Annotated in this window: 19 protein-coding genes; 12 read left to right on the top strand and 7 right to left on the bottom strand. The window is 62.7% G+C overall.

All coding sequences use genetic code 11. From position 1 onward, the window contains the following. The 5 genes from L979_RS02200 to L979_RS02180 form a co-directional block, all read left to right on the top strand. Positions 1-2,101 (top strand): DUF499 domain-containing protein (locus L979_RS02200; protein ID WP_047688630.1); only part of this gene is annotated, 2,101 nt, incomplete at its 5' end. Next, entirely contained in the window at positions 2,101-3,642 is a 1,542-nt protein-coding gene (locus tag L979_RS02195) for an ATP-binding protein (RefSeq protein ID WP_047688628.1), read from the top strand. The genes L979_RS02200 and L979_RS02195, both read left to right, overlap by 1 nt. 22 nt (positions 3,643-3,664) lie before the next feature. Beyond that, entirely contained in the window at positions 3,665-4,654 is a 990-nt protein-coding gene (locus L979_RS02190; protein WP_052209354.1) for a PD-(D/E)XK motif protein, read from the top strand. Next, positions 4,651-7,752 (top strand): Z1 domain-containing protein, encoded by a 3,102-nt coding sequence (locus L979_RS02185; protein ID WP_081993609.1) that lies wholly within the window; start codon positions 4,651-4,653, stop codon positions 7,750-7,752. The genes L979_RS02190 and L979_RS02185 overlap by 4 nt, the downstream gene beginning before the upstream one ends. Before the next feature lie 618 nt (positions 7,753-8,370). Further along, a complete protein-coding gene (locus L979_RS02180) occupies positions 8,371-10,167 on the top strand; it encodes a hypothetical protein (RefSeq protein WP_047688626.1) in 1,797 nt (598 codons plus the stop codon). Positions 10,168-10,177: 10 nt separating this feature from the next. On the opposite strand, the gene L979_RS02175 is transcribed toward L979_RS02180, so the two are convergent. Then, the gene (locus L979_RS02175; protein ID WP_047688623.1) at positions 10,178-10,618 is read right to left on the bottom strand and encodes a VOC family protein; all 441 of its coding nucleotides are present in this window, start codon (positions 10,616-10,618) and stop codon (positions 10,178-10,180) included. Between the two features lie 96 nt (positions 10,619-10,714). Here L979_RS02175 and L979_RS02170 point away from each other — a divergent pair, with 96 nt between their 5' ends. After that, positions 10,715-11,236, top strand: coding sequence for a pyridoxamine 5'-phosphate oxidase family protein (locus L979_RS02170; protein WP_052209352.1), 522 nt, complete (start codon positions 10,715-10,717; stop codon positions 11,234-11,236). A gap of 88 nt (positions 11,237-11,324) precedes the next feature. Here the strand turns inward: L979_RS02170 and L979_RS02165 are convergent, their stop codons facing one another. Continuing rightward, positions 11,325-12,038 (bottom strand): MOSC domain-containing protein, encoded by a 714-nt coding sequence (locus tag L979_RS02165; RefSeq protein WP_156125307.1) that lies wholly within the window; start codon positions 12,036-12,038, stop codon positions 11,325-11,327. Positions 12,039-12,142: 104 nt separating this feature from the next. Here L979_RS02165 and L979_RS02160 point away from each other — a divergent pair, with 104 nt between their 5' ends. From L979_RS02160 to L979_RS02150, 3 genes are all read left to right on the top strand, one after another. Beyond that, positions 12,143-13,504: an NAD(P)/FAD-dependent oxidoreductase gene (locus L979_RS02160; RefSeq protein WP_052209351.1), complete on the top strand. Its 1,362-nt coding sequence runs from the start codon at positions 12,143-12,145 to the stop codon at positions 13,502-13,504. 94 nt (positions 13,505-13,598) lie between these two features. Next, positions 13,599-14,633 (top strand): restriction endonuclease, encoded by a 1,035-nt coding sequence (locus L979_RS02155; protein WP_047688666.1) that lies wholly within the window; start codon positions 13,599-13,601, stop codon positions 14,631-14,633. Positions 14,634-14,725: 92 nt separating this feature from the next. After that, complete coding sequence (locus L979_RS02150) at positions 14,726-16,372, top strand: FAD-binding dehydrogenase (RefSeq protein ID WP_047688619.1); 1,647 nt, start codon at positions 14,726-14,728, stop codon at positions 16,370-16,372. Positions 16,373-16,426: 54 nt separating this feature from the next. On the opposite strand, the gene L979_RS02145 is transcribed toward L979_RS02150, so the two are convergent. The 3 genes from L979_RS02145 to L979_RS02135 form a co-directional block, all read right to left on the bottom strand. Next, positions 16,427-17,569: a Fic family protein gene (locus L979_RS02145; RefSeq protein ID WP_047688617.1), complete on the bottom strand. Its 1,143-nt coding sequence runs from the start codon at positions 17,567-17,569 to the stop codon at positions 16,427-16,429. A 482-nt stretch (positions 17,570-18,051) separates the two neighbouring features. Continuing rightward, the gene (dnaB, locus tag L979_RS02140; protein WP_047688614.1) at positions 18,052-20,652 is read right to left on the bottom strand and encodes a replicative DNA helicase; all 2,601 of its coding nucleotides are present in this window, start codon (positions 20,650-20,652) and stop codon (positions 18,052-18,054) included. Between the two features lie 382 nt (positions 20,653-21,034). Continuing rightward, positions 21,035-21,394, bottom strand: a complete 360-nt coding sequence (locus tag L979_RS02135; RefSeq protein WP_156125305.1) for a hypothetical protein — start codon at positions 21,392-21,394, stop codon at positions 21,035-21,037. Between the two features lie 140 nt (positions 21,395-21,534). On the opposite strand from L979_RS02135, the gene L979_RS02130 reads away from it, so the two are divergent. From L979_RS02130 to L979_RS02120, 3 genes are all read left to right on the top strand, one after another. After that, on the top strand, positions 21,535-22,044 hold the full coding sequence (locus L979_RS02130; RefSeq protein WP_052209350.1) for a MarR family winged helix-turn-helix transcriptional regulator: 510 nt from the start codon (positions 21,535-21,537) through the stop codon (positions 22,042-22,044). Between the two features lie 148 nt (positions 22,045-22,192). Continuing rightward, complete coding sequence (locus tag L979_RS02125) at positions 22,193-23,353, top strand: LLM class flavin-dependent oxidoreductase (RefSeq protein ID WP_047688610.1); 1,161 nt, start codon at positions 22,193-22,195, stop codon at positions 23,351-23,353. Beyond that, entirely contained in the window at positions 23,350-24,060 is a 711-nt protein-coding gene (locus tag L979_RS02120) for an FMN reductase (RefSeq protein ID WP_047688608.1), read from the top strand. The genes L979_RS02125 and L979_RS02120 overlap by 4 nt, the downstream gene beginning before the upstream one ends. A 172-nt stretch (positions 24,061-24,232) precedes the next feature. Here the strand turns inward: L979_RS02120 and L979_RS02115 are convergent, their stop codons facing one another. Beyond that, positions 24,233-24,721, bottom strand: coding sequence for a nuclear transport factor 2 family protein (locus tag L979_RS02115; protein WP_255349587.1), 489 nt, complete (start codon positions 24,719-24,721; stop codon positions 24,233-24,235). 129 nt (positions 24,722-24,850) lie between these two features. Further along, on the bottom strand, positions 24,851-25,891 hold the full coding sequence (locus L979_RS02110; RefSeq protein ID WP_047688606.1) for an ArsA family ATPase: 1,041 nt from the start codon (positions 25,889-25,891) through the stop codon (positions 24,851-24,853). Between the last annotated feature and the right edge of the window lies 1 nt (position 25,892).

The raw sequence follows: 25,892 nt of genomic DNA, 5'->3' as shown, positions 1-25,892 counted from the left end.
CGCCCTGCAACGGCTGGAGAACGTGGTGGGCCGCACGGCCCACCAGTGGCAACCGGCCACGTCCCACGAAAGTTTCGAGATCGTGCGGCGTCGCCTCTTCGAGGAGATCGACGAACAGGCTGCGCGCAAGATCCAACGGACGGCACGGCACTTCGTGGAGTTCTACCGCCAGAACTCTGATGAACTCCCCCGCCACGCGCGGGAGACCGCCTATGCCGAGCGCATCCGGCAGGCGTTCCCCATCCACCCGGCGTTGTTCGACCTCCTCTACCAGGACTGGTCCACCCTGGAGAGGTTCCAGCGCACCCGCGGCGTTCTGCGCCTGATGAGCACGGTGGCCAGGGTCCTGGTGGAGAGCGAGGACCGGTCCCCCCTCATCATGGCCGGCACCGTGCCCGTCGGTGTGGACCGCATCCGTTCGGAGATGCGCCAGTACATCGATTCGTCCTGGTCCAGCGTGATCGACGCCGACGTCGACGGCGAGCAGGCAACGGCCCCCCAACTGGACCGGGAGAAGTCCGTCCTGGGGGCGCGCTCCGTGGCCACGCGCACGGCCCGCGCACTGTTCATGGCCTCCGCGGCCACCGTGGGCACCACCCACAAGGGCACCACCACACCAGAACTGGTGCTCAGCATGAGCGTTCCCGGGGACGTGATCGGCAACATCCACTCCGGACTCAGCCAACTGGAGGAGCGTTCGACCTACGTCTTCCACGACTCCACCAGGCACTGGCTGGACCTGTCACCGTCACTGAACCGGACGGCCCGCGAACGCGCCCGGAGCCTGCCGATCGAGGAGGTGGACGCGGAGATCGTCCGCCGTCTGAGCGGCCACACACAGGACCCCGGTCACCTTTTCAGAGATGTCGTGTTGAACCCCCAGGACGGCGCGACCGTGGGCGAGGACGACGAACCCCGCCTGGTGGTGCTGGGCCCCGACCACGCGCACCACAACGAACGCAAGGCGAAGACGCTGTCCCGCGCCACTCATGCAGCCAGGGAAATCACACTGCACCGCGGAGGCACCGGACGCGAACAGCGCAACACCCTGCTGTTCCTGGCCCCGGACGCCACACGCCTGGAGGATCTGCGGCGGACCACCCGGGACCACCTGGCCTGGCGCAGCCTCCGGGAGGAGGGCGCCACGCTGGACCTGCGCCAGAAACAGCTGGACGACGTCCGGACGCGGTCCGACGACGAAAGCAGGAAGGTGGACCAGCAGATCACCACCACCTGGATCTGGTGCATGGCACCCAGGCAGAAGTCCGGTGGTTCCCCCGAGGTCACCATCACCGCCAACAAGGCGGACGGCCAGGAATCCCGTCTGGTGGTCCGCGCCGAACAGAAGTTCCGCGACACGGACGACCTGTTGACGGGCCCGTACAGTGCAATCCTGATCAAGAACTACCTGGAGAACTCCCTGCACCGGATCTGGAACCGCGGGCACATCTCCGTGGAAGAGCTGTGGGAGCTCCACACCCGCTACCTGTACCTGCCACGACTGCGCCGCCCCGGCACCATCATCGATGGGATCGAGGGCGGCTCCGACACCTTGATCGGTGACCATTCCCAGTTCTGGTTGGCAGCCGGGTTCGACGAAGCCAGTGGCGACTACCAGGACCTGGTCAACCCCGCGGACAACGCCGACCGCTCAGCACGCGTCACCCGCGAGACCCTGCTGGTGCGTCCGGAGATCGCCCAGCAACAGCGAGCGCGGGAAGCACAGGAGCTGCAGCAACCGGATCCGCAGCTGGACGCGGGGCCGGCGACCCCCGACGGACCCGGAACGGGGGCCACGGCTCAGACCGGTGATGGCGGCTCTGCGCGCCCGGTCTCTCCCACGGAACCGACCGTGATCCCGAATGCCTCCTACGAAGGCAGCATCGCCATGCACCCCGGATCGAACTTCTCCACACTGATGACCACGCTGGCCCAGGAAATCATCGAGAACCTGGAGATCAACGACCCCGACGCACTGGACGTACGCGTGACCATCTCCGCCAAGAAACTGGACGGGTTCGACGAGCGGACCGTGCGCAACGTCAAGGAAAACGCACGGAACATCGGGAACTCCTACCGGTCAACCTTCAAGGACGGCTGATGAGCGACCACGACCACCTCCCCACCGTGGTGTCCACCAGCACCGCGGAGCCCGATCCCCGGGTCCTTCAGGCACTGGGAGGGCACCACACGATCACCAGCGCCCTGGCGGACCTGGTGGACAACTCGCTGGACGCCGGTGCCACCCACGTGCTGATCCGGTTCCTGACCTCCGGGGATCACGCAACCGGCCTGGTGGTGGTGGACGACGGGCGCGGAATGTCCGCGGAACAGTTGGACAACGCCATGGTCTACGGAGGACGCCGCGAGTACGGCGCAACGGACCTGGGCCACTACGGCGTGGGCATGAAAGCGGCCTCCCTGAGCCAGGCCGAGGAGATGCACGTGTTCACCCGACGCGACGGCTACACGGCGGCGGGCAGGGGACTCTCCTCGGGCAGCCTGAGTTCAGAACACGGGCCCGTGATCAGCCACTTCGACTCGCACGACGTGGAAACCCGGTTGAGCGAGATCCGAGCAGATTTCGTCCTCACCAGCGGCACCGTGATCCGTTGGTTACGGCCCAAGGCGTTCAGTCGTTCGGCCGACCCACGCGAGGCGCGGAGTTGGCTGACCACCATCCAGAACGAGATACGAACCGAACTGGGTCTCACCTTCCATCGGGCCCTGGACTCAGGTGCCGTCACCATCCTCCTGGACGAGTTCGACACCGAGTTGGGCGAGGCGGGGATCGCCGCTGAGCTGGAACCACTGGACCCGTTCGCCTGCGAGCACTGGTCGACTCCAGGGTTTGCGGAGGACCTGACCTCCAGTGTCAACGGACATGCCTTCACCGTCCGTGCCGTGACATGGCCCAGCCAGAGGGCCGACACCGCGGAGTTCTACCTGGGAACCCGGGACGGGCAGGCCCGTCAAGGTTTCTACGTGTACCGGAACGACCGCCTCCTGCAGGCAGGCGGCTGGAACGGTCTGATGGAGAGCACCCGCGACCGGATGTTCGCCCGCGTGGCAGTGGACCTCACCCCTGAGCTCGAAGCCCACGTGCGGATGAACTCGGAGAAGCAGGGCATCGTGTTCAGCCAGGCCTTTGCGGACGCGCTGCCGAACGCGCGCGGTGCATACTCGGGGGACACGTTCACCACATTCATGGCAGTGGCCACGGGCACTGCGGAATCCTCCCGGAAAAGGGAACGGCGCCGCGAGCTCCTGGTCAAGCCCGCCAACGGTGGCATCGTCACACCCGTGCAGGACGCCATGGAGACCAACTTCGGTTTCGACCCGAACCAACCCGAGGTGGACATCCAATGGGACCTGCTGGATCCGGACACCGTGTTCAACTTTGACGTCGACGGCAGAAAGCTCCTGCTGAACCTCCGACACAGGAAAGCCCTGACCGGGCGTGAAGGCCCGGTCTCACCTGCGAATTCACCTATGATCACCACTTTGCTGTATCTGTTCGCAAGAAATGAGTTCAAGCGAATCACTGAAGGTAACGTGTGGTTGGACACACAGAAGAGGTGGCAGGAAGTCCTGCTCGCAGCTGTACGAGCACAGGAGAGCGCAGACGGTCACAAGCCCTGACCGCCACGGACACGGGGAGCCCATGGACTCGAACCGATCAACGGACGCGGAAGAGCACCAGGACGGTGCCCTGACGCAGGAAACTCTGCGTGAGTACTTTGCCAATCCGTACAGGTACCGCCACCGGTTGGGCCACGCCGGAGACCACGTTCTGGTGGTGGACTCCGTGGACCACCGGATCGAGCTGCACGTTCCCACGGACGGTTCCTTGAAGCGCAGCCCGAGTCGTCTGCGTTCCATCGACGTGATCCGGGACGAAGATGCCGACCAGTACGTCTTGACGGTGGAAGCAGGGGATCACCCGGAGGCAGCGCACACCCTGGCCCACACCGTGCACCGGGGCATGACACAGGGCCGCTCGTTCCAGGACGCACTGAACACCGCCGTGGAATCGTTCAAGGAACTGGTGGCCGGCCGTGGCCGCCTGGACGACGACCAGGTGGCGGGTCTGTTCGGCGAGCTGCTCCTGCTCGAACACCTGATGGACACCTTTGACGTGGACCTGGCGCTCAACGCCTGGATCGGGCCCCGCGGCGAAGAACACGACTTCGGCCTGGACCAGGTGGACCTTGAGGTCAAGACCACTCTGAGTGAGCGGCGCAGTCACGTGATCAACGGCGTCAACCAGCTTCTGCCCCTGACCCATCGTCAACTGTGGTTGATCTCCATCCAACTGACCAGAGTCGGCCGAGGGCAGGGTGACACCCTGGACGCCCTCTGCAACCGCCTGCTCGGACGCGCAGGCGGTCGCCGGCCGGAACTCCGCTCGCTTCTGCTGGACTGCGGCTGGAAGGCGGAGGACACCGGGCTGTACGACACCCGGATGGCCTTGCGGTCCAGGCCGCGGGCCCACCACGTGGACGAGCACTTCCCCCGGCTCACGAGTGAGGTGCTGGAAAGTTCGGTCGAGTCGGCACACCTGATCTCTGACGTGCACTACAGGGTGGACGTGGCCGGACTGCCCCACGGTGTGCCCCACGACTGCCTCTCGGACTTCGTTGAAGGGAAATGACTGTGACGGACCTGCTCACCACCAAAATTCGGACCGCCCTGGAAACCATGGGCGACGACGCCCCGCGGGACCTGACCAGAACGGTCAATCACCTGCTGGACCTGGACGGCGCGGATGCGGTGACACCGGACGACGTTTTGAATCGCATCACCGACCGGGACGTCAACGCGCCGGCACGGACCCTCTTCTACGTACGGCTGGGCCGATGGATGAAGGCCGATGCCCTTGACCTTCCCCGCACCCACGATTCCACCGGACCGGGCTCCCGCGAACGACGTGAGTCCGTGTTCTCCGCCCTGGGGCTGACCGGCATCGACGACGACCTGCTGGCAAGCACTTTCGCCGATCTCGACGAGCAGGGCCACACACTGATCGTGGCCGAGAACTGGAAGCCGTGGTACCGCCAGGACTCGGACCGTGACTTCTACTGGCGGCACTACCGCAAGACCCTGGAGGACAAAGGATTCGGGGACCAGGCCCTGGCCGCACTTGACGCGTCCACCACCGACGTCGTCAAACGCCTGGCCAACCCCGAGGGCACGGAGGCCTACCAGTCCAAGGGCCTGGTCATGGGCTACGTCCAGAGCGGGAAGACCGCAAACTTTGCCGGGACCGTGGCCAAGGCAGTCGATGCCGGGTACAAGCTGGTCATCGTTCTCACCGGCACCATCGAGCTCCTGCGTTCCCAGACCCAGAAGCGCCTGGACAAGGAACTGGTGGGCGTCGAGAACGTACTCGGAGGCCTGGCATCACGGATCGAGTCCATCAAGTCCGAGATCAACCAGCTGCCACCGGAAGACCGGGCACGGGCAGCTGAACTCAGAGCGCAGCTGGCAGAAGTCACCAAGGACGTCGACTACGTTTCCACCGGCGACCAGGACTGGATTGACGGAAAGTTCTCTTCATTCGGCGTGACACCGCAAGATGCAGGAGCACCCCGCATCATCCGCCTGACCACCGCCGCCAAGGATTTCCAGAAGCCCCGGTTCGAACAACGTCTGACCGACTTCAAGGAAAACCTCCGAGTCAGGTCCAAGCCCCTCTACGCACCGGAGAACCTGCACTCCGCCGATGCGCTTGTTGCCGTGGTCAAGAAGAACTCCTCCACATTGCAGAAGCTGCGGACGTTCCTGCAGAGCATGTCCACGGATCTGGCCGACATTCCTGCCTTGATCATCGACGATGAGGCCGATCAGGCATCGATCAACACCAAGAAACAGAAGTCCAGGGAACAGATCGAGCGCACCAAGATCAACGAGCACATAGCGGGGATCCTGGAGAGCATGCCGCGCTGCCAGTACCTGGCGTACACGGCCACGCCGTTCGCCAATGTGTTCGTGGACCCGGACGACGCCGTTGACATCTTCCCCAAGGACTTCATCGTGGCGCTCGACCCGTCACCGGAATACATGGGCGCCAAGCAGTACTTCGACCTCGACGGCATTCCGGATGACCCCACCCCGGCGACGTCCAACGCGAGCGCCTACTACCGCCCCCTGGACGTGGACGAGGACGGCAACGCCACCGATGACGGTCTGAACGAAGCCTTGGACGCCTATGTGCTCGCCGGTGCCGTGAAACTGTGGCGACGCGAACAACTGGGCGACCCGGGCTCGCTCAAGCACCACACCATGATGGTTCACGAGGCGGCCAAGACTGCGCAGCACAGCTCCACCCACTCCAGGGTCCTGGCCGCCTGGAGCCAGGCGGCGCACACGTCACCTGCTGGCGTCGCACGTCTGCGTGCCCTGTGGGAGAACGACTTCGCTGCGGTGTCCGCCGCACGTGCCGCCGGGTCACCGACTCCGACGTCGTTCGACGAACTCCGCCGGTACGTCGCACTGGCCGTGCAGAAGATCAACGCGGGACGTGTCACGGACGGCAAAGCTCACCCCGCGGTCCTGGTCAACGGAACCAAGGAGTCCGAATACACGCAGCCGGACCTGGACTTCGACAGCGGAGAGGTCTGGAAGATCCTGGTGGGCGGAACCAAACTCAGCCGAGGATTCACAGTGGAGGGGCTCACCGTCACCGTCTACACCCGCGTCACGGTTGCTGCTGACACCCTCATGCAGATGGCCCGTTGGTTCGGCTACCGCCAGCACTACAGGGACCTGGTACGCCTCTACCTGGGCAACGAGATCCAGAAGGGCAACCGCGTGGTGTCCCTCTACGACGCCTTCGCCAGCATTGCCAAGGACGAGGAGGACTTCCGCAACGAGCTGCGCCAGTTCGCCCATGAGGACCACAACGGTGAACCGCTGATCACCCCCATGGACGTGGCTCCGCTGGTGACCCAACGCCTGCCGTGGCTCAAACCGACCGGTGCCAACAAGATGTACAACGCGGAGATCGTGGAAAAGGCGCAGGGTGGCCGCCTCGTGGACATGTTCGCCATGCCGGACCGATCCACAGGAGCCAATGCCCGGAACTTGGAACGTCTGTCCGCGATCCTGGCCGGCCTGACCGAGGACACGGTGTTCCTCAACGATTCCGGCACACCGTACGCCGTACGGTACGGCATCTTGCCGGCGGGGCAGGTTGCGGACTTCCTGGATTCCTTCGAGTTCTACGACCAAGACTCCTACCGGGCAGAGCGGTCATTCGTCCGCACCAAGAGTGGAGTCCGTGGACGCGGGGGGATCGAAGACTTCGTCGTCTACCTCCCCCTGTTGCAGACCCGCACGAACGACCACGCCGAGGTGGAGGTGCCCGGTCTGGTGGGGACCCAGGCCCACGTGCTCAAGCGCCAACGGCGTGGTGGAAACCGTCACGACTTCTCCGGCAGCTCACGGCGTCAGCGTGTGGCCGCCGAGGGAATAGCGGGGCTGCCGGATGATCAACTGGCAATGCCGCGCGAGGACCCTCAGGTCAAACACCTCCGGAGTGAAAACCGCGCGGCAATGATGATCACCCTTGCAGCCGATCAAAAAGGTGGGTTGAGCGACCCCTCCCAGCTTTCCGACCCCGTGAAACCGGACGACATCGTGACGCTGCTCAGCATCGCCGTTCCGTATTGGTCGGCACCACAAGGCGTGATCGCGCGCAAGGTCCGCGATCCCAAGAACCCCACATCCGCCGTGGTCAACGCACGGTGACAGCAGTACAGAACTTCCATCTGACGGTCCCAGGACGAGAGCACACGAGTCATGAACAGTCAACATGATCAACTGGACGATCTGTTGCGGTCCCTGCGCCGCCGTATCGACCGAGCCACGCGCGGAGCATTGACCCCCACGGAGGTGGAGGACCTTCACCGGGACTGCCTGGTTTTTCATGCCAAGGCCCAACGGGCCCAGTACTTCGCCATTGGTCTGCGTGCCATCAACAACTTCATGGCCAACCCCCACTGGCGTGATCCGGCCTCACTCCCCAGAAGGGAGCCGAGCCCTCCCAGGAGGACCACCGGTCACGATTCGACCCGCACCATTCCCACGAGCGCTCCGGGTCCAAGTCTCCAAACGCCCGAGGTCCAGCAGGAAGCCGTGCCCAGGGCGAATCAACCAAAGTCAGCTGACCCCACCGACGGCATCACACTGACAACTCAGTCACCGAAGAGACCTCGCCCTCCGTTGTCAGTGACTCCCGTTCGCGCTGAGTCACCTGGATCGGCCACACCCTCACCCGCCCAACTCAAGGGTGTGATGGGCACTCAGCTGACCACGACGTCGACGGAGCCCCGAGCCGATGATCCGCCTCAGCCTCGTCACCAATCAGTGGACCGCTCCACCGCAATTTATCGGACGTACCTGACCAGTGAGCCAGGTGTGCAGTTCGGTCAACTGCTGGAAGTCGTACAACAGTGGATGGCTGGGAAAGAGATCCACGCGGATCTCAACACCAGCGGGCGATTCGTTCACCCCAACAGCAGCTCCATCGCGGAAATCACTCGGGTTTTCGCCCCGGTTGACCTGTTCCGGCTCACGCTGATTGAGAAGAACGCAGAGAGTGGAGCAACCTACACCACCAACTTGATCATCAACGGGGGTGAGTCACCATGGGTCTGGGTGGACATTTCCAATGACATCAACAGTTATGTTGCAGTGCCCAGGGTGGCCAAGACACTTCTGGAACAATTCCCGTTCCATGACGGCTCCTGGCGAATGCGCCCTGATGCCACCCTGGTCCACACCGAGGACGTGCCGGGCCTGCTCAAGGCACTCGCCGATCCCAAGCGACGGGTGCCACTGTTGGTTGCGGGCTCAACGGACAACCCCGACATGAACGAAGTTTTCCAACTGGGGCTGCAGTACTGGGGCCGGCAAGTGTTCGGCATGGGTGGTGTTGCCCTGCTGGACCCGGCTGCAACACAAGAATTCAACAAGACCGTCCAGCGGAACTTCCACCTGAGCCCCTGGAGCCTGCGGACGTTTCTTCCGGATCTTGACCTGGATGACCCCTCCCGTTCGACGCGCCACCGATTCGTGGGCGCCAAGCGACTGGTGGAGGACAGGCCCGACAGGGTTGCCTCACTCTTGGGCCATGTGGCACGGTCCGTGGCATCCACCATGCCTGCACCACCAGCAGTCCTGGACGCACTGCACCGTCTGGACCAGGAATCCAATCGGCAACTTCTCGATTCACTGCGCACCCGTCAAACACGTGAGGAACCTCGCGACACTGAGAAACTGCGCCGCCGGAGTTCGGAGGACGGGGGGACCCAGCCCTCCATCACCGAGACGGAGGAGCAGCTCGCCATGGTTCTCGATCTCTTCGGCGTACCAGCGTTCGAGGAAGAAAAGCTCCTGGAAATTGCCGCAGTCTGGGAATCGTCCAACCAAACCCAAGACGCCACCGATCGAATCGCCAAACGACTGGAATTATTGGAGACGGAGAACTCACGCCTGCGAACGGACAGAGAGCTCTACAAAGAGCTGACTGAACTTGCGGAAAATGAGGCAGCCGTGTCCGGCCAACTTGAATACAAACTGCGTGAACAAGTGCTGTTCTTGCAGAGTCAGTTGGCGAAGTACGAAAATGCCGCTGAGGTGTATGACGAATTCACCATTCCGCCTGAGCAGGACGTTCCCGACAACATGGAAGACCTGGTGGATCGCCTGGGAGAGCTCGAAGAGCATGGAGTCTTCTTCACGGGAAGCACCCGGACCACGGAAGATCTCGCAGCTCAGGACCACGCGGGCGCCGTTGTCCGGACGACGTGGGAGGCACTTCAAGCCTGCGTCGACTATCTGAGATGCAAATCACAGGGTGACTTCCAGGGCAGCCTGCATGACTACTTGAAAACAAGTCCCTCCGGATACAGATCATTCCCCGTCGGAAAACACGCGGCTTTGGAAAGCGAAAGCACTCGAAATCAGTTTCGGGGAGAACGCATCTTCCCTGTCCCCACTGCTGTCCGTGATGATGGGAAGACCTTCATGGAAGCCCACTTCAAACTGGCAAAGATCGGCATGGTGTCACCGAGAATGCACTACTTTGACGACAGCAACGCGTCCGGGTGCATTTACGTGGGCTACATCGGACCTCACCTCCAGACCGTCGGCACCAACTGAGGACGCGCACCTAAGCCCGCCCGCTCTCCGACAAGTCCGGGTTCTCCTCCATCGGTACGAACACGCAGAACGGGTGGCCGGACGGGTCCGCGTAGATGTAGATCTGCTCGTCCGGGTCATCGGTCTCGGTGGCCAAAACCTCAGCGCCCATACCAACGACCTTCCGGTGAAAGGCCTCCAATTCCTCACCGGATGACACCACAAAATCCAGGTGCGCCTGCTGTGGTCGCTTGGGATCAGGCCACTGTGCGCGCTCCAGGTGATCCACGCGCTCGAATGACAACCGAACACCCGCAGGCCCCTGCAGCGTGCACCAATCTGCTGCATCATCGCTGGTCAGGTCGGTCAGATACTCCCACCCGAAAAGCTGGTGGTAGAACTCGGCCAGCCCTTTGGCGTCCTCGGTGTCCAACACAATCGCCCGCAACTGGGGTTGAACTGCTCCGCTCATGACTCCTCCTTCGTCGTCGTTCTGATGAGGCCACATGCCTGTGAACCCGCCCAGAAGCCTCGCCCCGGACTCCCGAACACACCTACAGTAAGCACCATGACTACTTCTGAGAGCACCCCGTCCGTCACCACCGATCCCGCTGAGGTCAAGAAGGTTCACGACCTCATGGAGAGCGTGGACATCGCCATGCTGACCACCACCGACTCCGAATCCCGCAGCTCGCGCCTTGTCAGCCGCCCCCTGTCCACCCAGGTGGCTGAGGACGGGGACATCCTGTTCCTGGTCCGCTCCTCCAGCTCCGTGGCCGCGGACGTCCGCGCGAACGGCGAGGTCAACGTGGCTTACGCCTCCAACAAGGCCTGGGTTTCGGTTTCCGGCACGGCCACTGTGGTCAACGACCGCGAACTGGTCAAGGAACTCTGGTCCAAGGGCGCGGACGCGTTCATGGAGGGCGGTCCGGAGAACCAGGACAACGTGGTCCTCAAGGTCAACGGGGACACCGCGACCTACTGGGGCGGCGAGTCCCTGATCGGCACCGCGGTCAAGACCATTGGCGCCATCCGCAACAAGAACGACGACGACGCCCAAGGCGGCCCCACCACTGTTGCCCTGCCCTGACTGTGACTGATTCCGGTCCATGACGTTTGAGTGGTCGCTCTACTGGTTCATCAGCGCTGATGGGCCAGTAGATCGGCCACTCAACGGTCTAACGGTCTGACCCCAGCCCGAGACTCCCCGGCAAGACTCGAACCGAATCCCCCACGTTCACCCCGCCCGGGCCAACAACCGCGCATCCATATCCCAGCAACAAGCCCGGGCGGAGCCGGCCCAACAGGGATGCATCCCGATTCCCGGTCCTGGCGTGGTGGTTGATGATCACGCATCGCTCCAGCTCACGCTCCACTTCCAGCACCGCCTCACCCATGACCAGCCGGGTTCCTACGCCCATGGACAGGGGTTGCCCCCGATCATCCAGGACAACATTGGCTCGGTAGCGGGCGACGTCGTGGGGAAGATCCTCCAATTCCGAGCGCAGCAACACGCTGACGGGTGAGGACCACAGGAAGTGACCGGGGCCTTCCGCGCACGCCAAGTACAGGCGCTGCCCCGCGGCTACTGACACACGGTGGGCCAAAGGCCCATCGAAAATCCGCGCAGTCACGGGCCGCGAGTAGTAGCGAACGGTCTGCGGTCGGCCGTCAAAGAGGACGTGCTCGGCACCCGGCAGATCAACTGAACCTGCGGACACCCCCACCATGGCGGGATGATCCGTGGCCCTGATGCACGTCAGGTCAGGGGTGACGGGAGACCAGTGGCGATCCCCCACCACGCCGTCGTGAATCAGGTGAACCTCAGGGGCTGAGGACCAGGACAGCCCCTTGACCGCGGCCAAGCCCAGGGCGTCCACGGTGATGCTCATGCGGAACATTGAATCACTGACCGTGCAGTGCCGCGTCCACGGAAGTCCTATTCTGGCTGTGATCGACCCCGGATCACGCGGGGGTCCAGTCAGGAGGCAGCACCGTGTTCGGAACACGCCGCACATCAACCACCACACCGCAGGACTACGCCACGTCGCCCCATGTGGTGATTGTTGGCGGAGGTTTTGCAGGGACCAACGCGGCACGGGCGCTGAAGAACGCGGATGTGCGCATCACGCTGGTGGATCGCAACGTGTTCAAGACCTTCCAGCCCCTGCTGTACCAAGTGGCCACGGGCGGCTTGAACCCGGGGGACGTCACCTTGTTCTTGCGCAGCCTGGTGCGGGAGATCCCGAATCTACGGGTGCGCCAGGGTGAAGTCCTGGGTGTGGACCCCCGCACCAAGACCATCACCGTCGAACAAGGTGAGGACCAGCCGGCCACGCTGGATTACGACTACCTGATCATTGCCAATGGGCTCACCACCAACTTTTTCGGCACCACCGGCGCGCAGGAGCACGCCATGCCGATGTACACGCGGCAGCACGCCACTGCCATCAGGGACCGGATCTTTGCGGAGTTGGAGCGCACCAACCGTTCGGATCACGATGACCACCTGGTGATCTCCGTGGTGGGCGGCGGTGCCACCGGCGTGGAAATCGCAGGTGCCCTGGCGGACTTCCGCCGTGATGACCTCACGGTCATGTACCCGGAGATGTCCGAGGAAGTGCTCCACATCCGGGTGGTCCAGCGCGGGACCGATCTGCTCAAGCACTTGGATCAGGAGATCCGTGACTACGCAGCCTCCGAACTGCGCGAGCGCCAGGTGGAGCTGACCATGGGGCAGGGCGTGCACGAGGTCGGTTACGACTGGGTGACCCTGGCCGATGGAACCCAGCTGGAATCAGACATCACCATCTGGGCTGCCGGCGTGGGCGCAGATGACCAGATCAAGGGCTGGAATCTGCCGTTGACCGAACACGGTTTGGTGGAGGTGGATGAATCGCTGCAAGTCAAGGGTTTGACTGATGTATATGCCGCAGGTGACATAGCTGGTCAGGTCCAGCAAGTCCCTCAACAGGCCCAACCTGCCATCCAGACAGGTGTCCACGCAGCCCGCATGATTCTGGCGGACCTGCAGGGCAAGCCACACACCGCCTTCAACTACCGGAACCTGGGTGAGGCTGCCACCATCGGGCGGCGCGACGCCGTCGTGTCCCTCCCCAACGGCACCAACATCACAGGTACGGCTGGGTGGTTGGCGTGGATGACCGTCCACGTGGCCAAGCTGATCGGCAAACGTAACCGACGGGCCGTGGCTGTCAACCTGTTCTCCCTCTACGCCGCACGCCGCGCCAGCCACAAACCGAACCCGGTCACGGGTGATGTGGATTCCATCAACGCCGCACGCGTGTTTGCTGAGATGGCCGGGACCCGCAGATTCGGCCCAGGCCACCGGGGCTGAGGCATTCGACTCGGAGCTGTAGAGGGCTGAGGGATCTGAAGGAGTGGCCCGCAGGCATGACCCGAAACGAAAGAAGGAGGCCCCTGTGACACGCATGTGGGGAATTCACAACGACACCTTGGGATCGCAGCCCTTTGACGAGGGCTTCATTTCAGTGGGGTGGGAAGGCATCGGAGATGTCCGGCAGTTCGGCGGAGACCGTGAACAAATCAAGACTGCCGTGACACGCACATTCCCCCATGCCAAACCGGGGGCCATTCCTGTATGGGCTGGCATGCTGCATCGGTTCGCCGTCACCATGCAACCGGGTGACTTGGTGGTTGCCACCTACAAACCCGACTCAACACTGAACATTGGGCGCATCGAAGGTGAGTACGAATTCCTCCCAGATCAAGCTCAGCACCCACACCGACGGCGCGTTCGGTGGTTGCAGACGGGCATTCCTCGCAATGTGTTCGATCAAGCCGCCCTCTACGAGGTGGGATCGGCTCTGACCTTGTTTCAGATCCGAAAGCACGATTCTGATTTTCGAGCCTATTTGGAGAACCCCACGACGGACGGGAACATCGCACCTCAACAAGAGAGACCGAGAGGCAGTGATCAAGACGAGGATCAGATGGTCCAAGACGTCTCGGATGATCCAAATGCCGACAGGATCGAACAACACACACAAGACTTCATCGCAAAAACACTGCTGCGCGATCTCTCCCATGAGGAATTCGAACACTTCATCGCGGATCTGCTGCGCGCCATGGGGTATCAAGCCCGCGTCACTCCTTATAGCAACGACGGCGGTGTGGATGTCCTGGCCCACAAGGACATCCTGGGTGTCGAACCACCGCTCATCAAGGTGCAGTGCAAACACACCGTGGCACCCCAAAGCAGGCCGGATCTTCAGCGCCTGATCGGAACGTTGTCGCACGGGGAGGTGGGTCTGTTCATCACGCTGGGCACTTACAGCAAAGATGGGATTGCTCTGGAGCGTGAGCGCCAGAATCTCCGTTTGTTCGACGGCGCCGAGGTCACTCGCCTCACATTGCAGCACTACAACGCCTTGCCGTCCCGGTGGCGCTCTCTGATGCCGCTTCGCTCGGTGCTCGTTGTCGACTTGCCACTCGAGAGCCAATGATCCTTGTGCGGTCCACAACTCGTCCACATCGGTGGCGCGCTCGACCATGGAAGGCAGCAGCGCCCTCCTGTAAGCCTCCTTACACTTGACCCATGGACGCAGATGTTGTGGTGGTTGGTGCCGGTTTGGCGGGCTTGGTTGCCGCGGCGGAGGCTGCCGACCGCGGCCGATCCGTGGTTGTGGTGGACCAGGAAGGCGAGCAAAACCTGGGTGGCCAGGCCCATTGGAGCTTGGGTGGCCTGTTCCTGGTGGACTCTCCCGAACAGCGGCGACTGGGCGTTCGCGACTCACTGGAACTGGCCACACGGGACTGGATGGGCAGCGCCCAGTTCGATCGGCCCGAGGACTACTGGCCCCGCCGCTGGGCCCAGGCCTACCTGGACTTTGCCGCCGGGGAGAAACGCTCATGGCTGCACCAGATGGGTTTACGCCTGTTCCCCGTGGTCGGTTGGGCGGAACGCGGGGACGGTCGGGCCAACGGCCACGGCAACTCCGTGCCTCGCTTCCACATCACCTGGGGCACCGGCCCCGGGGTCCTGGCCCCGTTCATCCGGCGGGTCCGGGAACATGAAGAATCCGGCCGCCTGCGCTTTGCCTTCCGCCACCAAGTGGATGGGTTGCTGGTGGAGGCGGGTTGCGTCGTCGGTGTTCAGGGTGCGGTCCTTGAGCCAACGACGGCGCCCCGCGGCACCGCGTCCAGCCGCACCCAGACGGGGGCTTTCCAGATCAGAGGGCAGGCCGTCGTCGTGACCTCCGGGGGTATTGGCGGGGATCACGATCTGGTGCGGAAGGTGTGGCCGAAGCGGCTGGGCACACCGCCAGAGACCATGGTCTCCGGGGTGCCTGCCCATGTGGATGGGCGCATGCTGGCCATCAGCCAGGCCGGTGGCGCGCGGGTGATCAATCCGGACCGGCTGTGGGCGTACGTGGAGGGTGTGCGCAACTGGGATCCCATTTGGGCCAATCACGGGATCAGGATTCTTCCCGGGCCGTCCTCACTGTGGCTGGATGCCGCCGGACAGCGCCTGCCGGCGCCGTTCTACCCGGGGTTCCACACCCTGGGCACGCTGAAACACCTGCGCGAGACTGGGCATGACTACTCGTGGTTCGTGCTGACGCAAAAGGTGATCGAGAAGGAATTCGCGCTCTCCGGATCCGAGCAGAATCCCGATCTGACCGGCAAGGACCATCGATTGCTGCTGGCGCGGTTGAAGTCCGGAGCCCCCGGGCCGGTGGAGGCCTTCAAGGAGCATGGGCAGGACTTTGTGGTGGCCAACTCCGTGGAGGAGCTGGTGGCAGGGATGAACCGTGTGGGTGAGCCGGGCATGATCTCGGAAGACCATCTGCGCGAGTTGCTGGAGACTCACGATCTGGAGATCGGCAACAAGTTCAGCAAGGACGCCCAGGTCACAGCGGTGCGCGGGGCTCGGCAGTACCTGGGTGACCGGTTGATCCGAACCGCCAAGCCACACAAATTCCTGGACCCGCGCAACGGTCCGTTGATAGCGGTGCGGCTGAACATCCTGACCCGCAAGACCTTGGGCGGGCTGGAAACGGACCTGTCCGCGCGATGCATGACCGAATCCGGCGAGGTCCTGCCGGGGCTCTACGCCGCCGGTGAGGTCAGCGGGTTCGGCGGTGGAGGCATGATGGGCTACAACGCACTGGAAGGCACCTTCCTGGGAGGGTGCATCTTCTCCGGTCGCGTAGCGGGACGGGCTGCTGCTGCGGATGTGTGATGGGGTGAGTCCGGGCCAACGCTGACAGACTGAAACTGCCGACACACACCTTGGTCAGTCCCGCAAGATTGATGGCAACATACCCAACTCGTCCAAGCGCTGCACCACGTGAATGGTCAGATCGTTCTGCCACAGACTGATCGCATACTTCTGTGGCTTTCCCACCTTCTGAAGGAAACCGGACTTTACCAATCGGCCCAGTTTTTGGCTCCTTGAGGACAGCGTCCCGGGGATCACCTCGCTGAGCTCCCCCGCCTTGCTGGTACCGCGCCGAGCAACCTCGTACAAAACGTCTCCATCGCTCTGCGCAAGCGTCCCGTGCGCAATGGCCGTGTTGAGGGCCTCCGCAAAGACTTGGTCGACCACGTAGGAGCGATCAGCCAGGTGGGTCACACTGGCCAAGTCATCCCGCAACCCGCGAATCACGTAACCACACCAGGCGAGTGCACTGTCATCCGACAGCGAATCTGCTTGAGCCAAGTGGTGGTAGTAGGCCTGGCGGTCTGCCCCGAACACGGCCGTTGGATTCAACGGCCGTGCAGTACTGCGCGATGTGTAACCACGTTTGATGAGCATGGCGTACGTCAACAGTCGGGAAACTCGACCGTTCCCGTTGGTGAACGGGTGGATCCACACAAACCGATGGTGGACCAGTGCAACTTGAAGCAGCTGGTACTGGGGCTGAACCTCCCGGTTGGCGAACTCCAAAAGTTGATCCATGTCCGGCTGGACACTGTTGGGGCCCGGTGGCAAGTGGGTGGCCCCCGCTATCGCAACGCTCCCCTGTCGATAGCTCCCGGGGTGAGGGTCGCCTTCGCGCTCCAGACCGTTCACCGACATTCTGTGAAGGTCTCTGACCAACACGTGCGACAGCTCAAGCCTGCCTTGAGCCGCAAGGCGTTCGATGTACTCGGTCGCCTCCTCCAATTGCAGAATCTCGCGCACAGCATCCACGGCTTGGTCGCCGGTGATTTTGGCTCGCCGAGCCTCAGCAACGACGTCGGAGACCGTGGTGCGATTCCCTTCAATGCGGGCAGACATCATGCTGGTGAGGCCCTGAAACAACCTGCGGAGCTCCAGGATGAACGGGTCGTCCAGGGCCTCCGTCCTGAAGTCCAGGCGAACCCGCTCCAGTTCGATCAGGTCAGAGACCAGCTGGCTGGAGAAGTCAACTTGAGGAAAACGGATGGCTTGCACCTCACAAAGTTTACGCCAAGGTGCCACAAAACTTTAGACGCCTGGCATCTGTTGTGGTCTTGACAAGGCGAGCTGACCGCTGGATCTGAGAGAAAAGTTGCGCTCGACTCCATGCGAAAGTTGATGTCCACGCTCGGCACGGCAATCGTGGTCACCCGCGTCTGACCACCGCCCTCCAAGGGCAGAGACCAAAACCCTGTGGTTGCTGGATCCGTCATCGCGAGTCCTCACGGTGCAGTCCACAACACCCCTCCAGAACCGGCAGCTCCTTGGTAAAGTCCCTGAGACAAAACGGGTCACTCCACCCCACAGCGGCGATCAGCTGGTTTCTCGGCTCCGCGTGTGCGGGGGTTGGCGCAGCATCATGACCCTGAATTCGGCAATACTCACGTTCGCGGCCGTTTGCAAAAACTGATCTATGGCAGGTAAAACGTGATACAGATAGTCACTATAATTCCGCAGAAACCGCCTAGATTGAAATCTCAGAACCCTTCGTGCGCCATGTTGGCGAACCGAGAGTAGTGGCCTTGGAATGCCACCACGATGGTTTTGGTGGGACCATTACGGTGCTTGGCAACAATCACATCAGCCTCACCGGCTCGCGGCGATTCCTTGTCATAAACATCATCACGATGCAAAAGGATCACCATATCCGCATCCTGTTCAATTGATCCCGATTCTCTCAAGTCAGAAACCATTGGTCGCTTGTCCGTTCGTTGCTCAGAACCACGGTTCAACTGGGACAGCGCGATAACCGGAACTTCCAATTCCTTGGCCATCAACTTCAAAGCACGGGAGAATTCAGAAACTTCCTGCTGACGGGACTCAACCCGTTTACCGGAGCTCATCAGCTGCAGGTAGTCCAGGACCACCAATTTGAGGTCGTGCTTCTGCTTGAGCCGCCTGCACTTGGCACGAATCTCCATGAGGGACATGTTCGGAGAGTCGTCAATGAACAGCGGCGCAGAGTCCAATTTGCCCATGGTGGAGGCGATCTTCTGCCACTGCTCGTCCCGCAGTCCACCCTTGCGGAGGTCCTGCAGATTGATGGTCGCTTCAGCCGAAAGAATCTTCAGAGCAATCTCATTGCGCGCCATTTCCAAGGAGAAGATGGCGGTGGCCATGTTGTGCTTGATGGCAGCCGACCTGGCAATATCGATGGCGAATGTGGAGTTGTGTGTCGGAATTAAGTGACGGCCTGCCAGAAACAGGTGATCCGGGTTGTCCACTTCAATGCACCGCACGGGAACGGAATCCATTGGTTCCACGGCAGTCACAAAACGCTGTGTCCGCTTGGGAGTCGGCCGACCGTCACGCTCCAGATGGGCCTGCCTCTTGCGCGTCAGGTGAAACACCTGGTCTGTGGCTGAGAATGTCACCTTGTAGAGGATGGAGGACTCCGGCGAGCGCCCCTTGACCACCTTGGTACCCATCCCTGAGCGATAACCCAGCGAATGCACAAGCTCACGGAAGTCCTCTGCCAGCTGCCGGTGCGTTACGGCAAACTGGACACATCCAGCGTTCGTCACTGTGCCGTCGCTGTCCAAAAGTCCAGCCAGGAGATCGCGCCGCTGCCGTTCACTGGAACGCAGGTAAGACCTTGGGATGTGCTTGTTACCTAGCAGGCCCATTGCGCGCAGGATCCCTTGAATCGAAGTGCCGGAGACATGGCATCGGGAGCAACGCAAGCCCCCGGAACAGGGCGCTCCACAATCAATACAAGTCGGCTGCAGACTGGGCTTCCCCAAGCCTCGGACGCGTCCCCCGCAGGACTGCGAGCAGGCTTGGATGGTCTGATGCCGGGTGACAAACGCCGCACCACAGACCACGCAGTTTCGCTGGTAATCCCGCTGCTCCTTGGGCAAGGCAATCCCGTAGCCATGCTTCCCAACCGGACGCACGGTGTAGCCGTCCCACTGAACCCGGGCCAATACCTCCGGGTCAACTGTGGTAATTCGTGCCTGATTGGTGGCACCATCCCCTAGCCAGATGCCCATGGTGTATGGCGCAATCGGCAGTTGAGCTTCAGGTAGCTGCAGTGCGTGCGCATTCGGGATGCTGTGGTTGAGACGGCGTTCAGCCGTATTGCAGCGCAGTGTCTGACGAATGTGTTCCGTGGTCACAACTTCTGCGCCACTGAGATCTGCCACCGGAGCCGCAGAGCGCAAGGCCTTCACCTCTGCCGCTGTGCTGTACGCGGCCATTGGCCGCGTACGCCGCGCAGCGCGGGTGAGCGTCAACCACTGGTGCTCCGCATCCGCAACGATCTCCGCACCGTCGTCGAAAGTGACCCGGTAACACGGCCGGCCTGTCATCACACCAGTCGCTTGAGTGATCCGGGTGGGTGACCCGTCGGCCGCCAAGACGTAATCCCCCACCTCAAGATCACCCATGGTGGACCATCCCGTTGGCGTGGGAATGGGTGTGTCCAGTGCAAGCGCCTTCCCCATCGCCGGCCTGGCTGCCACCACAATCATTTGACCGCCTTGCAGACCGTGGGTCAGTTCGTCGAATTCCACGAATCCACTGGGCACACCCTGCATGCCGGATTTCCCGGCGGCCTGTTCGATTTCGTCAACGGTGGCCTCCACAACCTCTTTCAAGGCCACGTAGTCCTCGGAGTTGCGGCGCTCGGCCACGCTCATGATTTCGGCCTGGGCCTCGTTGACCAGGGTTTCCACTTCACCGTCCTGGGCATAGCCCAGTTGCACAATCTTGGTGCCGGCGCCCACCAGGCGCCGCAGCACCGCGCGCTCCTGAACAATTTCCGCGTAGAACCCGGCGTTGGCTGCCGTGGGAACGGAGGAAATCAGCGAGTGCAGGTAGGCGGCACCTCCCACGTGGTCCAGGTCCCCGCGCTTGGTGAGCTCATCAGCCACCGTGATGGCGTCCGCGGGCTCACCCTTGCCGTACAGGCTGACGATCGCCTCATAGATCGACTCGTGCGCCGGCTTGTAGAAGTCGGCCCCCACAACCACTTCCACCACGTCCGCAATGGCGTCCTTGGACAGCATCATGCCACCCAGCACGGACTGCTCGGCAACGTTGTCGTGCGGGGGTGTGCGCACCAGATCTTCGGACACGCTCGGCCTTTCAGGGGGTTGGTGGATCAACGACGACGAACGCCGCTGAAAGTCTCTCCATTGTGTCCCATGCTTCGGACGTCACAAGCTCCGGCAGAGTGCGCTGGAGACCGTGCCACCCCACAACGTGGACCCACCCCCCACAGCTTGTGGATAACTTGTGGAATGCGTGTGGGGATCGCCGGGGGGAATTGTGGGTTGAGCGTGCACAACTTGTGGATGCCTGTGGACAACTGAATTGCTCAACCCAGGGTTGAGAGATCTATCACGCCTAGTCAGATTGGCTCATAGAGCGCAAACACACTGCCCACACTGTTTTCCACAGCAGTTGTCCACAGGCCACCCACAGGGTGTTCTAGATCTGGGGAAAAGATCCACACAATCAGATGGTCAGGACGGTCTGCAGCAGAATCAACAGGGTGGCCGGGGAGACCATCACGGTGCCGATCAGCACCACCACGTTCCACGGGCGGTGTCGCCGGTACGTCACGGCACTGGCCAGCGCGGTCAGGAACGCACCAACGTCGGCCAAAGTGGCGAGCAACAACCCGCCGATGAAGCTGATGGACATCATGGCTGCGGTCCCGGTGTTCCCCAGCACGAATGCCAGCACCAGACTGAGCAGGGAGAGCACCCACAGCCCCACAGCAATGGGCAACAGCCTCTTTTCAGCGGAACCACGACGGCGGGGGGCAGCGTCGTGGTTGTGTGCAGTTGCTGACTTGGATCGGGAGGAGCTCACGCCCAGCATCCTGGCACACCCTGCGGCGGGCGCGGTCACCAATCCCTGGAACTCTGGCAGTTCGGACCAAGAATCCAGCGACCGCTCAACAGTTCGTCCAGACTTGAGTGACATGTCACCTGATTACTAGGATTGAGGGCATGTCCGCAGCAGAATCTCCCGCAGCAGCCCCTCAGACCCCATGGTTGACCGATGACCAGCAGCACATCTGGCGCAGCTGGCTCTCCGCCATCTCACGGGTTCCGGCGCGCCTGGGGCATCAGCTGCAACAGGACTCTGGGCTGTCCCTGCAGGACTACGAGGTTCTGGTGACCCTCCATGAGGCCTCAGCCGGCTCCTGCCGAATCACCGAGCTGGCCACCATGCTGGAGTGGGAGCGTTCGCGCATGTCACACCACTTGAACCGAATGGACAAGCGCGGGCTGATCAAGCGCTACGCCTGCCCGGATGACGGCCGCGCCCAGCTGGTGGAACTCACGGCAGAGGGTCATGCCGCCCTGGAGAAGGCCGCACCCGGGCACGTCAACGCCGTGCGATCGGTGCTGTTCGATGCCCTGAGTGACCAGGATGCCGCGGAACTGGGGCGCATTACGGCACTGATTGCAGCTCACCTGGACAGCCAGAGTTGCGCCCTGTCAGGTAAGGCCTGAGTAGGCCCCAACCCACCACGAACGCAACTAGTTGACATGTCACCTAAAAGCGTCCATACTCATACGTGATACGTCACGTAAATAACGAAGACCAGACAGACCCCGGACGTGACGCATCTCCACGGGATCTGAGCAAGGAGTGAACACCATGCAGTTCGGTATCTTCAGCGTCGGCGATGTCACCACTGACCCGACCAACGGCACCACCCCCACGGAGGGTCGGCGCATCCAGGCGATGACCAAGTACGCCCTCAAGGCGGAGGAAGTGGGCCTGGACGTCTTTGCCACCGGCGAGCACCACAACCCGCCGTTCGTCCCGTCCTCCCCCACCACGCACCTGGGTTACCTGGCGGCTCAGACCACCAACCTCAAGTTCTCCACGGCCACCACGCTGATCACCACCAACGATCCCGTCAAGATCGCCGAGGACTACGCGTTCCTCCAGCACATCTCCGGCGGGCGCGTTGACCTGACCATGGGCCGCGGCAACACCGGCCCGGTTTACCCGTGGTTCGGCAAGGACATCCGCGACGGCATTCCCCTGGCCATCGAGAACTACCACCTGCTGCGCAAGCTGTGGCGCGAACCCGTGGTCAACTGGTCCGGCAAGTTCCGCACCCCGCTGCAGAACTACACCTCCACACCAGCGCCCCTGGACGGAGTTCCCCCGTTCGTGTGGCACGGTTCCATCCGCTCCACGGAGATCGCCGAGCAGGCCGCCTATTACGGGGACGGCTTCTTCCACAACAACATCTTCTGGAACATCGAGCACACCGCTCAGATGGTGAACCTGTACCGCCAGCGCTTTGAGCACTACGGCCACGGATCTGCCGACCAGGCGATTGTGGGCCTGGGGGGTCAGGTGTTCGCCGCGAGCACGGAGGCCGAGGCCAAGCGGATTTTCCGCCCGTACTTTGACAACGCCCCGGTCTACGGCCACGGCCCCTCCATGGAGGACTTCACCCGCGCCACCCCGCTGACCGTGGGCACCGTGGACCAGATCATCGAGCGCTACCTGGGTTACGCCGATCAGGTGGGTGACTTCCAGCGCCTGCTGTTCCTGACCGATCACGCGGGCCTGCCGGAGGAGATGGTGCTGGAACAGATCGAAATCCTGGGCAAGGAGATCGTGCCGGTGCTGCGGACGGAGTTCGAGCGTCGTCGTCCGGCGCACGTCCCCTCCGATCCCCCCACCCACGCCTCCCTGGTGGCCCAGGGCCCGGATTCCCCGCACCTCAAGGTCACCAACGCCGTGGTCCCGGATTCCACCAACGACGACGCCGCTCACACTCAAGGAGTCGCACGATGACCCGCCATCTGGTGGTGATTGCCGCCGGTCTGTCCAACCCGTCCACCACGTCCCTGCTGGGCGAGCGCATTGCTGATGCCGTGACGGCCCAGGTGGGCGGTCGCGGGGAGAGCGTGTCCGTGGAGTACATCGAGCTGCGGGACCTGGCCGTGAACCTGGCCCACGCCATGACCACCGGCGGCCTGCCGGATCCGGTGTTGGACCAGGTCAAGCGGACAGTCTCTGCTGCTGATGGTCTGATTGCGGTCACACCGGTGTTCAAGGCGTCCTACACGGGGCTGTTCAAGAGCTTCTTCGATGCTCTGGACCAGGACGCCCTGGTGGACATGCCCGTGCTGATCGCGGCGACCGCCGGTACGCCGAGGCACAGTCTGGTCCTGGACTACGCGGTGCGGCCGCTGTTCACGTACATGCACGCCACGGTGCTGCCCACAGGAGTCTTTGCGGCCACGGAGGATTTCGGTGCGGACGGCTCCGAGTTGGAGCGCAGGATCAATCGCGCCGCCGGGGAACTGGCCACGGCCATGGTCTCCACGCAAACCGGTGTTGCCGGGTTCATGCAGGAGGGCCTGGGTGCAGGGCCCGTGCCGGCGGACCAGGGCGGGGCGTCGTCGTCGGTGGGAGGTGCACGCCGTCAGTCGGGTACGGAGCTGAAGCCGGCGGTCACGGACTTCACCACCTTGCTCCGGGGCCACGACGGCTCCTGAGCTCCCACCCCGTGAGCCCACCCTCCGGGGAGGCCCCATCCCCCGAGCAGTGAGTTGTTCCGGCCATGGAGGCCCCCTCACCCACCGAGCAGTGCCTCGTGCCGTCCATCAGCTCTGATGGGCGGCACAGCTCACTGCTCAGCGAAAGGTAATGGGAGATGACCGGAAATACTCACCTCACGTTCGGACCGTGGGTGTCCGGGTGGGTGGTGCCTCTGTGTGGATCCTGGATTGGGTCGGCCAGCGCCTCGGGGTGACCATGATCTGCCACCACACGCAATGCGCGCTCCAGAACTTGCAGGTTCTCCAAAGTTTCTACATCGGTGACCTTGCCCCACCGCAACGTCAAGAGCTGGAGCACCACGTTGCGGTACTGGGACCCGTCGGGCAGATCGCCACTGACCCTGGTGTTGACAGCCACCCTTGTCTGCCACGGCCCACCGGTGATCAATACCTCGCGGACATCAAAGCAAGCACCGGGGAGAAGCCGTCCGACTCGTTCCCACCACGCCTCCATGGACGCTCGGGTACTTCGAGCCCCACCTAGAGCATGCTCCCCGTGGAAGTGGTATGTGAAGTCGTCAGCCAATCCGTCCAACATGAAGTGATAATCACCCGCATTAATGGCATCAAATGTCTGTCTGATCTTCTTGGCGACCATCCGTTTGTAGATCATCCGTCCTCCATTGGGTGTGGTGCTCAGTTTCAGCGGCTGCCGAACGGTGAGTAGTACCGGCCATGGAGGCCCCCATTCCCTGAGCAGCGGGAGGTGGCCGAAATAAGCCACCAGCTACAGGCATTCCCCCAGGTTACTGAGGCCGTGCTCACCCAGAATGTCCTCACCCAGCAGCGGGACTTCCACGCAAGGATGATGCGGCAATGCCTGGTGCAGAGTCTGCAGGTGCACCTCCTCATGACGCCGCCGCGCCGCCAACAAGTCCCCCGCAGCCTCCGGCGAGCGCTTGTTGACCACCAGGGCTGCAACCGCCATGCCGGATCGGCTCAGCTGCTGTTCCAGTTCAATGGTCTCCAACACAGGGAGCCGTTCAGCCGCCAACACTGCAATGAATGCCGTCTGTACCGGATCCTGCAAAACCTCACGCAACATCCGGAAGCGGGCTTGTCGGTGGTCCAGGATCTGGCGGATCTCAACGTCCCGGCGGGATCGTCGGTCCCCACCGGATCGCCACAACCTGCTGGGGCCACGCCCGTCACGGCCAGAACCCTCACGGGATGAACCGATGATGTCGGCGGCGGCGCCGTCATCGTCGCGTTCCAGGCCGCGCAGTGCGGCGCTGAACTTGGCGGACCGGTCCTGGCGGCGCAGCAGACCCTCCGTCCAGGCCTGCATGAGCTCAGGCAGGGCGATCAGGCGGGTGGTGTGCCCGGAGGGGGCGGTGTCAAAGATGACCAGCTCGCCCGGTTTCCGGTTCTCCACCACTTGCGCCACACGTTCCAGCACCGCAGCCTCATGGGTGCCAGGAGCATCGCGGGCAAGCTCCAGGTGCTTGGTCACCTCACCCTGCAAGTGTTCTGGCATGAGGCGCTGCATGGTGGTACGCACCGCTGACAAATGGGCATCCGTGGTCCGTTGCGGATCAATCTCCAGACCCCGCAGCCGGGGTGCCAACTCCACCGGGGAGTCTCCCACGGAGCATTGCCACAGATGCCCCAGGTTGTGCGCGGGGTCAGTGGAGACCACCAGCACACAGCGCCCCGCCCGGGCCGCTTTCAAGCCCAGAGCGGAGGCCACTGCGGTCTTTCCCACACCACCTTTGCCGCCCACAAACACGACGTCGCGGTTGGCCACCAGGTCCTTGAGAACGCTCATG

It is taken from the genome of Kocuria sp. ZOR0020 (genome assembly GCF_000800955.1).
Lineage (GTDB): Bacteria > Actinomycetota > Actinomycetes > Actinomycetales > Micrococcaceae > Kocuria > Kocuria subflava.
This window is presented reverse-complemented; position numbering and strand designations above follow the sequence as displayed.

Bases quoted from the DNA above. Each gene is read 5' to 3' on its own strand.
- L979_RS02125 (WP_047688610.1), top strand. From the start codon at position 22,193: ATGCAGTTCGGTATCTTCAGCGTCGGCGATGTCACCACTGACCCGACC.
- L979_RS02115 (WP_255349587.1), bottom strand. From the start codon at position 24,721: ATGGTCGCCAAGAAGATCAGACAGACATTTGATGCCATTAATGCGGGT.
- L979_RS02190 (WP_052209354.1), top strand. From the start codon at position 3,665: ATGGACTCGAACCGATCAACGGACGCGGAAGAGCACCAGGACGGTGCC.
- L979_RS02185 (WP_081993609.1), top strand. From the start codon at position 4,651: ATGACTGTGACGGACCTGCTCACCACCAAAATTCGGACCGCCCTGGAA.
- L979_RS02170 (WP_052209352.1), top strand. From the start codon at position 10,715: ATGACTACTTCTGAGAGCACCCCGTCCGTCACCACCGATCCCGCTGAG.
- L979_RS02130 (WP_052209350.1), top strand. From the start codon at position 21,535: ATGTCCGCAGCAGAATCTCCCGCAGCAGCCCCTCAGACCCCATGGTTG.
- L979_RS02155 (WP_047688666.1), top strand. From the start codon at position 13,599: ATGTGGGGAATTCACAACGACACCTTGGGATCGCAGCCCTTTGACGAG.
- L979_RS02120 (WP_047688608.1), top strand. From the start codon at position 23,350: ATGACCCGCCATCTGGTGGTGATTGCCGCCGGTCTGTCCAACCCGTCC.
- L979_RS02175 (WP_047688623.1), bottom strand. From the start codon at position 10,618: ATGAGCGGAGCAGTTCAACCCCAGTTGCGGGCGATTGTGTTGGACACC.
- L979_RS02110 (WP_047688606.1), bottom strand. From the start codon at position 25,891: ATGAGCGTTCTCAAGGACCTGGTGGCCAACCGCGACGTCGTGTTTGTG.
- L979_RS02165 (WP_156125307.1), bottom strand. From the start codon at position 12,038: ATGAGCATCACCGTGGACGCCCTGGGCTTGGCCGCGGTCAAGGGGCTG.
- L979_RS02195 (WP_047688628.1), top strand. From the start codon at position 2,101: ATGAGCGACCACGACCACCTCCCCACCGTGGTGTCCACCAGCACCGCG.
- L979_RS02150 (WP_047688619.1), top strand. From the start codon at position 14,726: ATGGACGCAGATGTTGTGGTGGTTGGTGCCGGTTTGGCGGGCTTGGTT.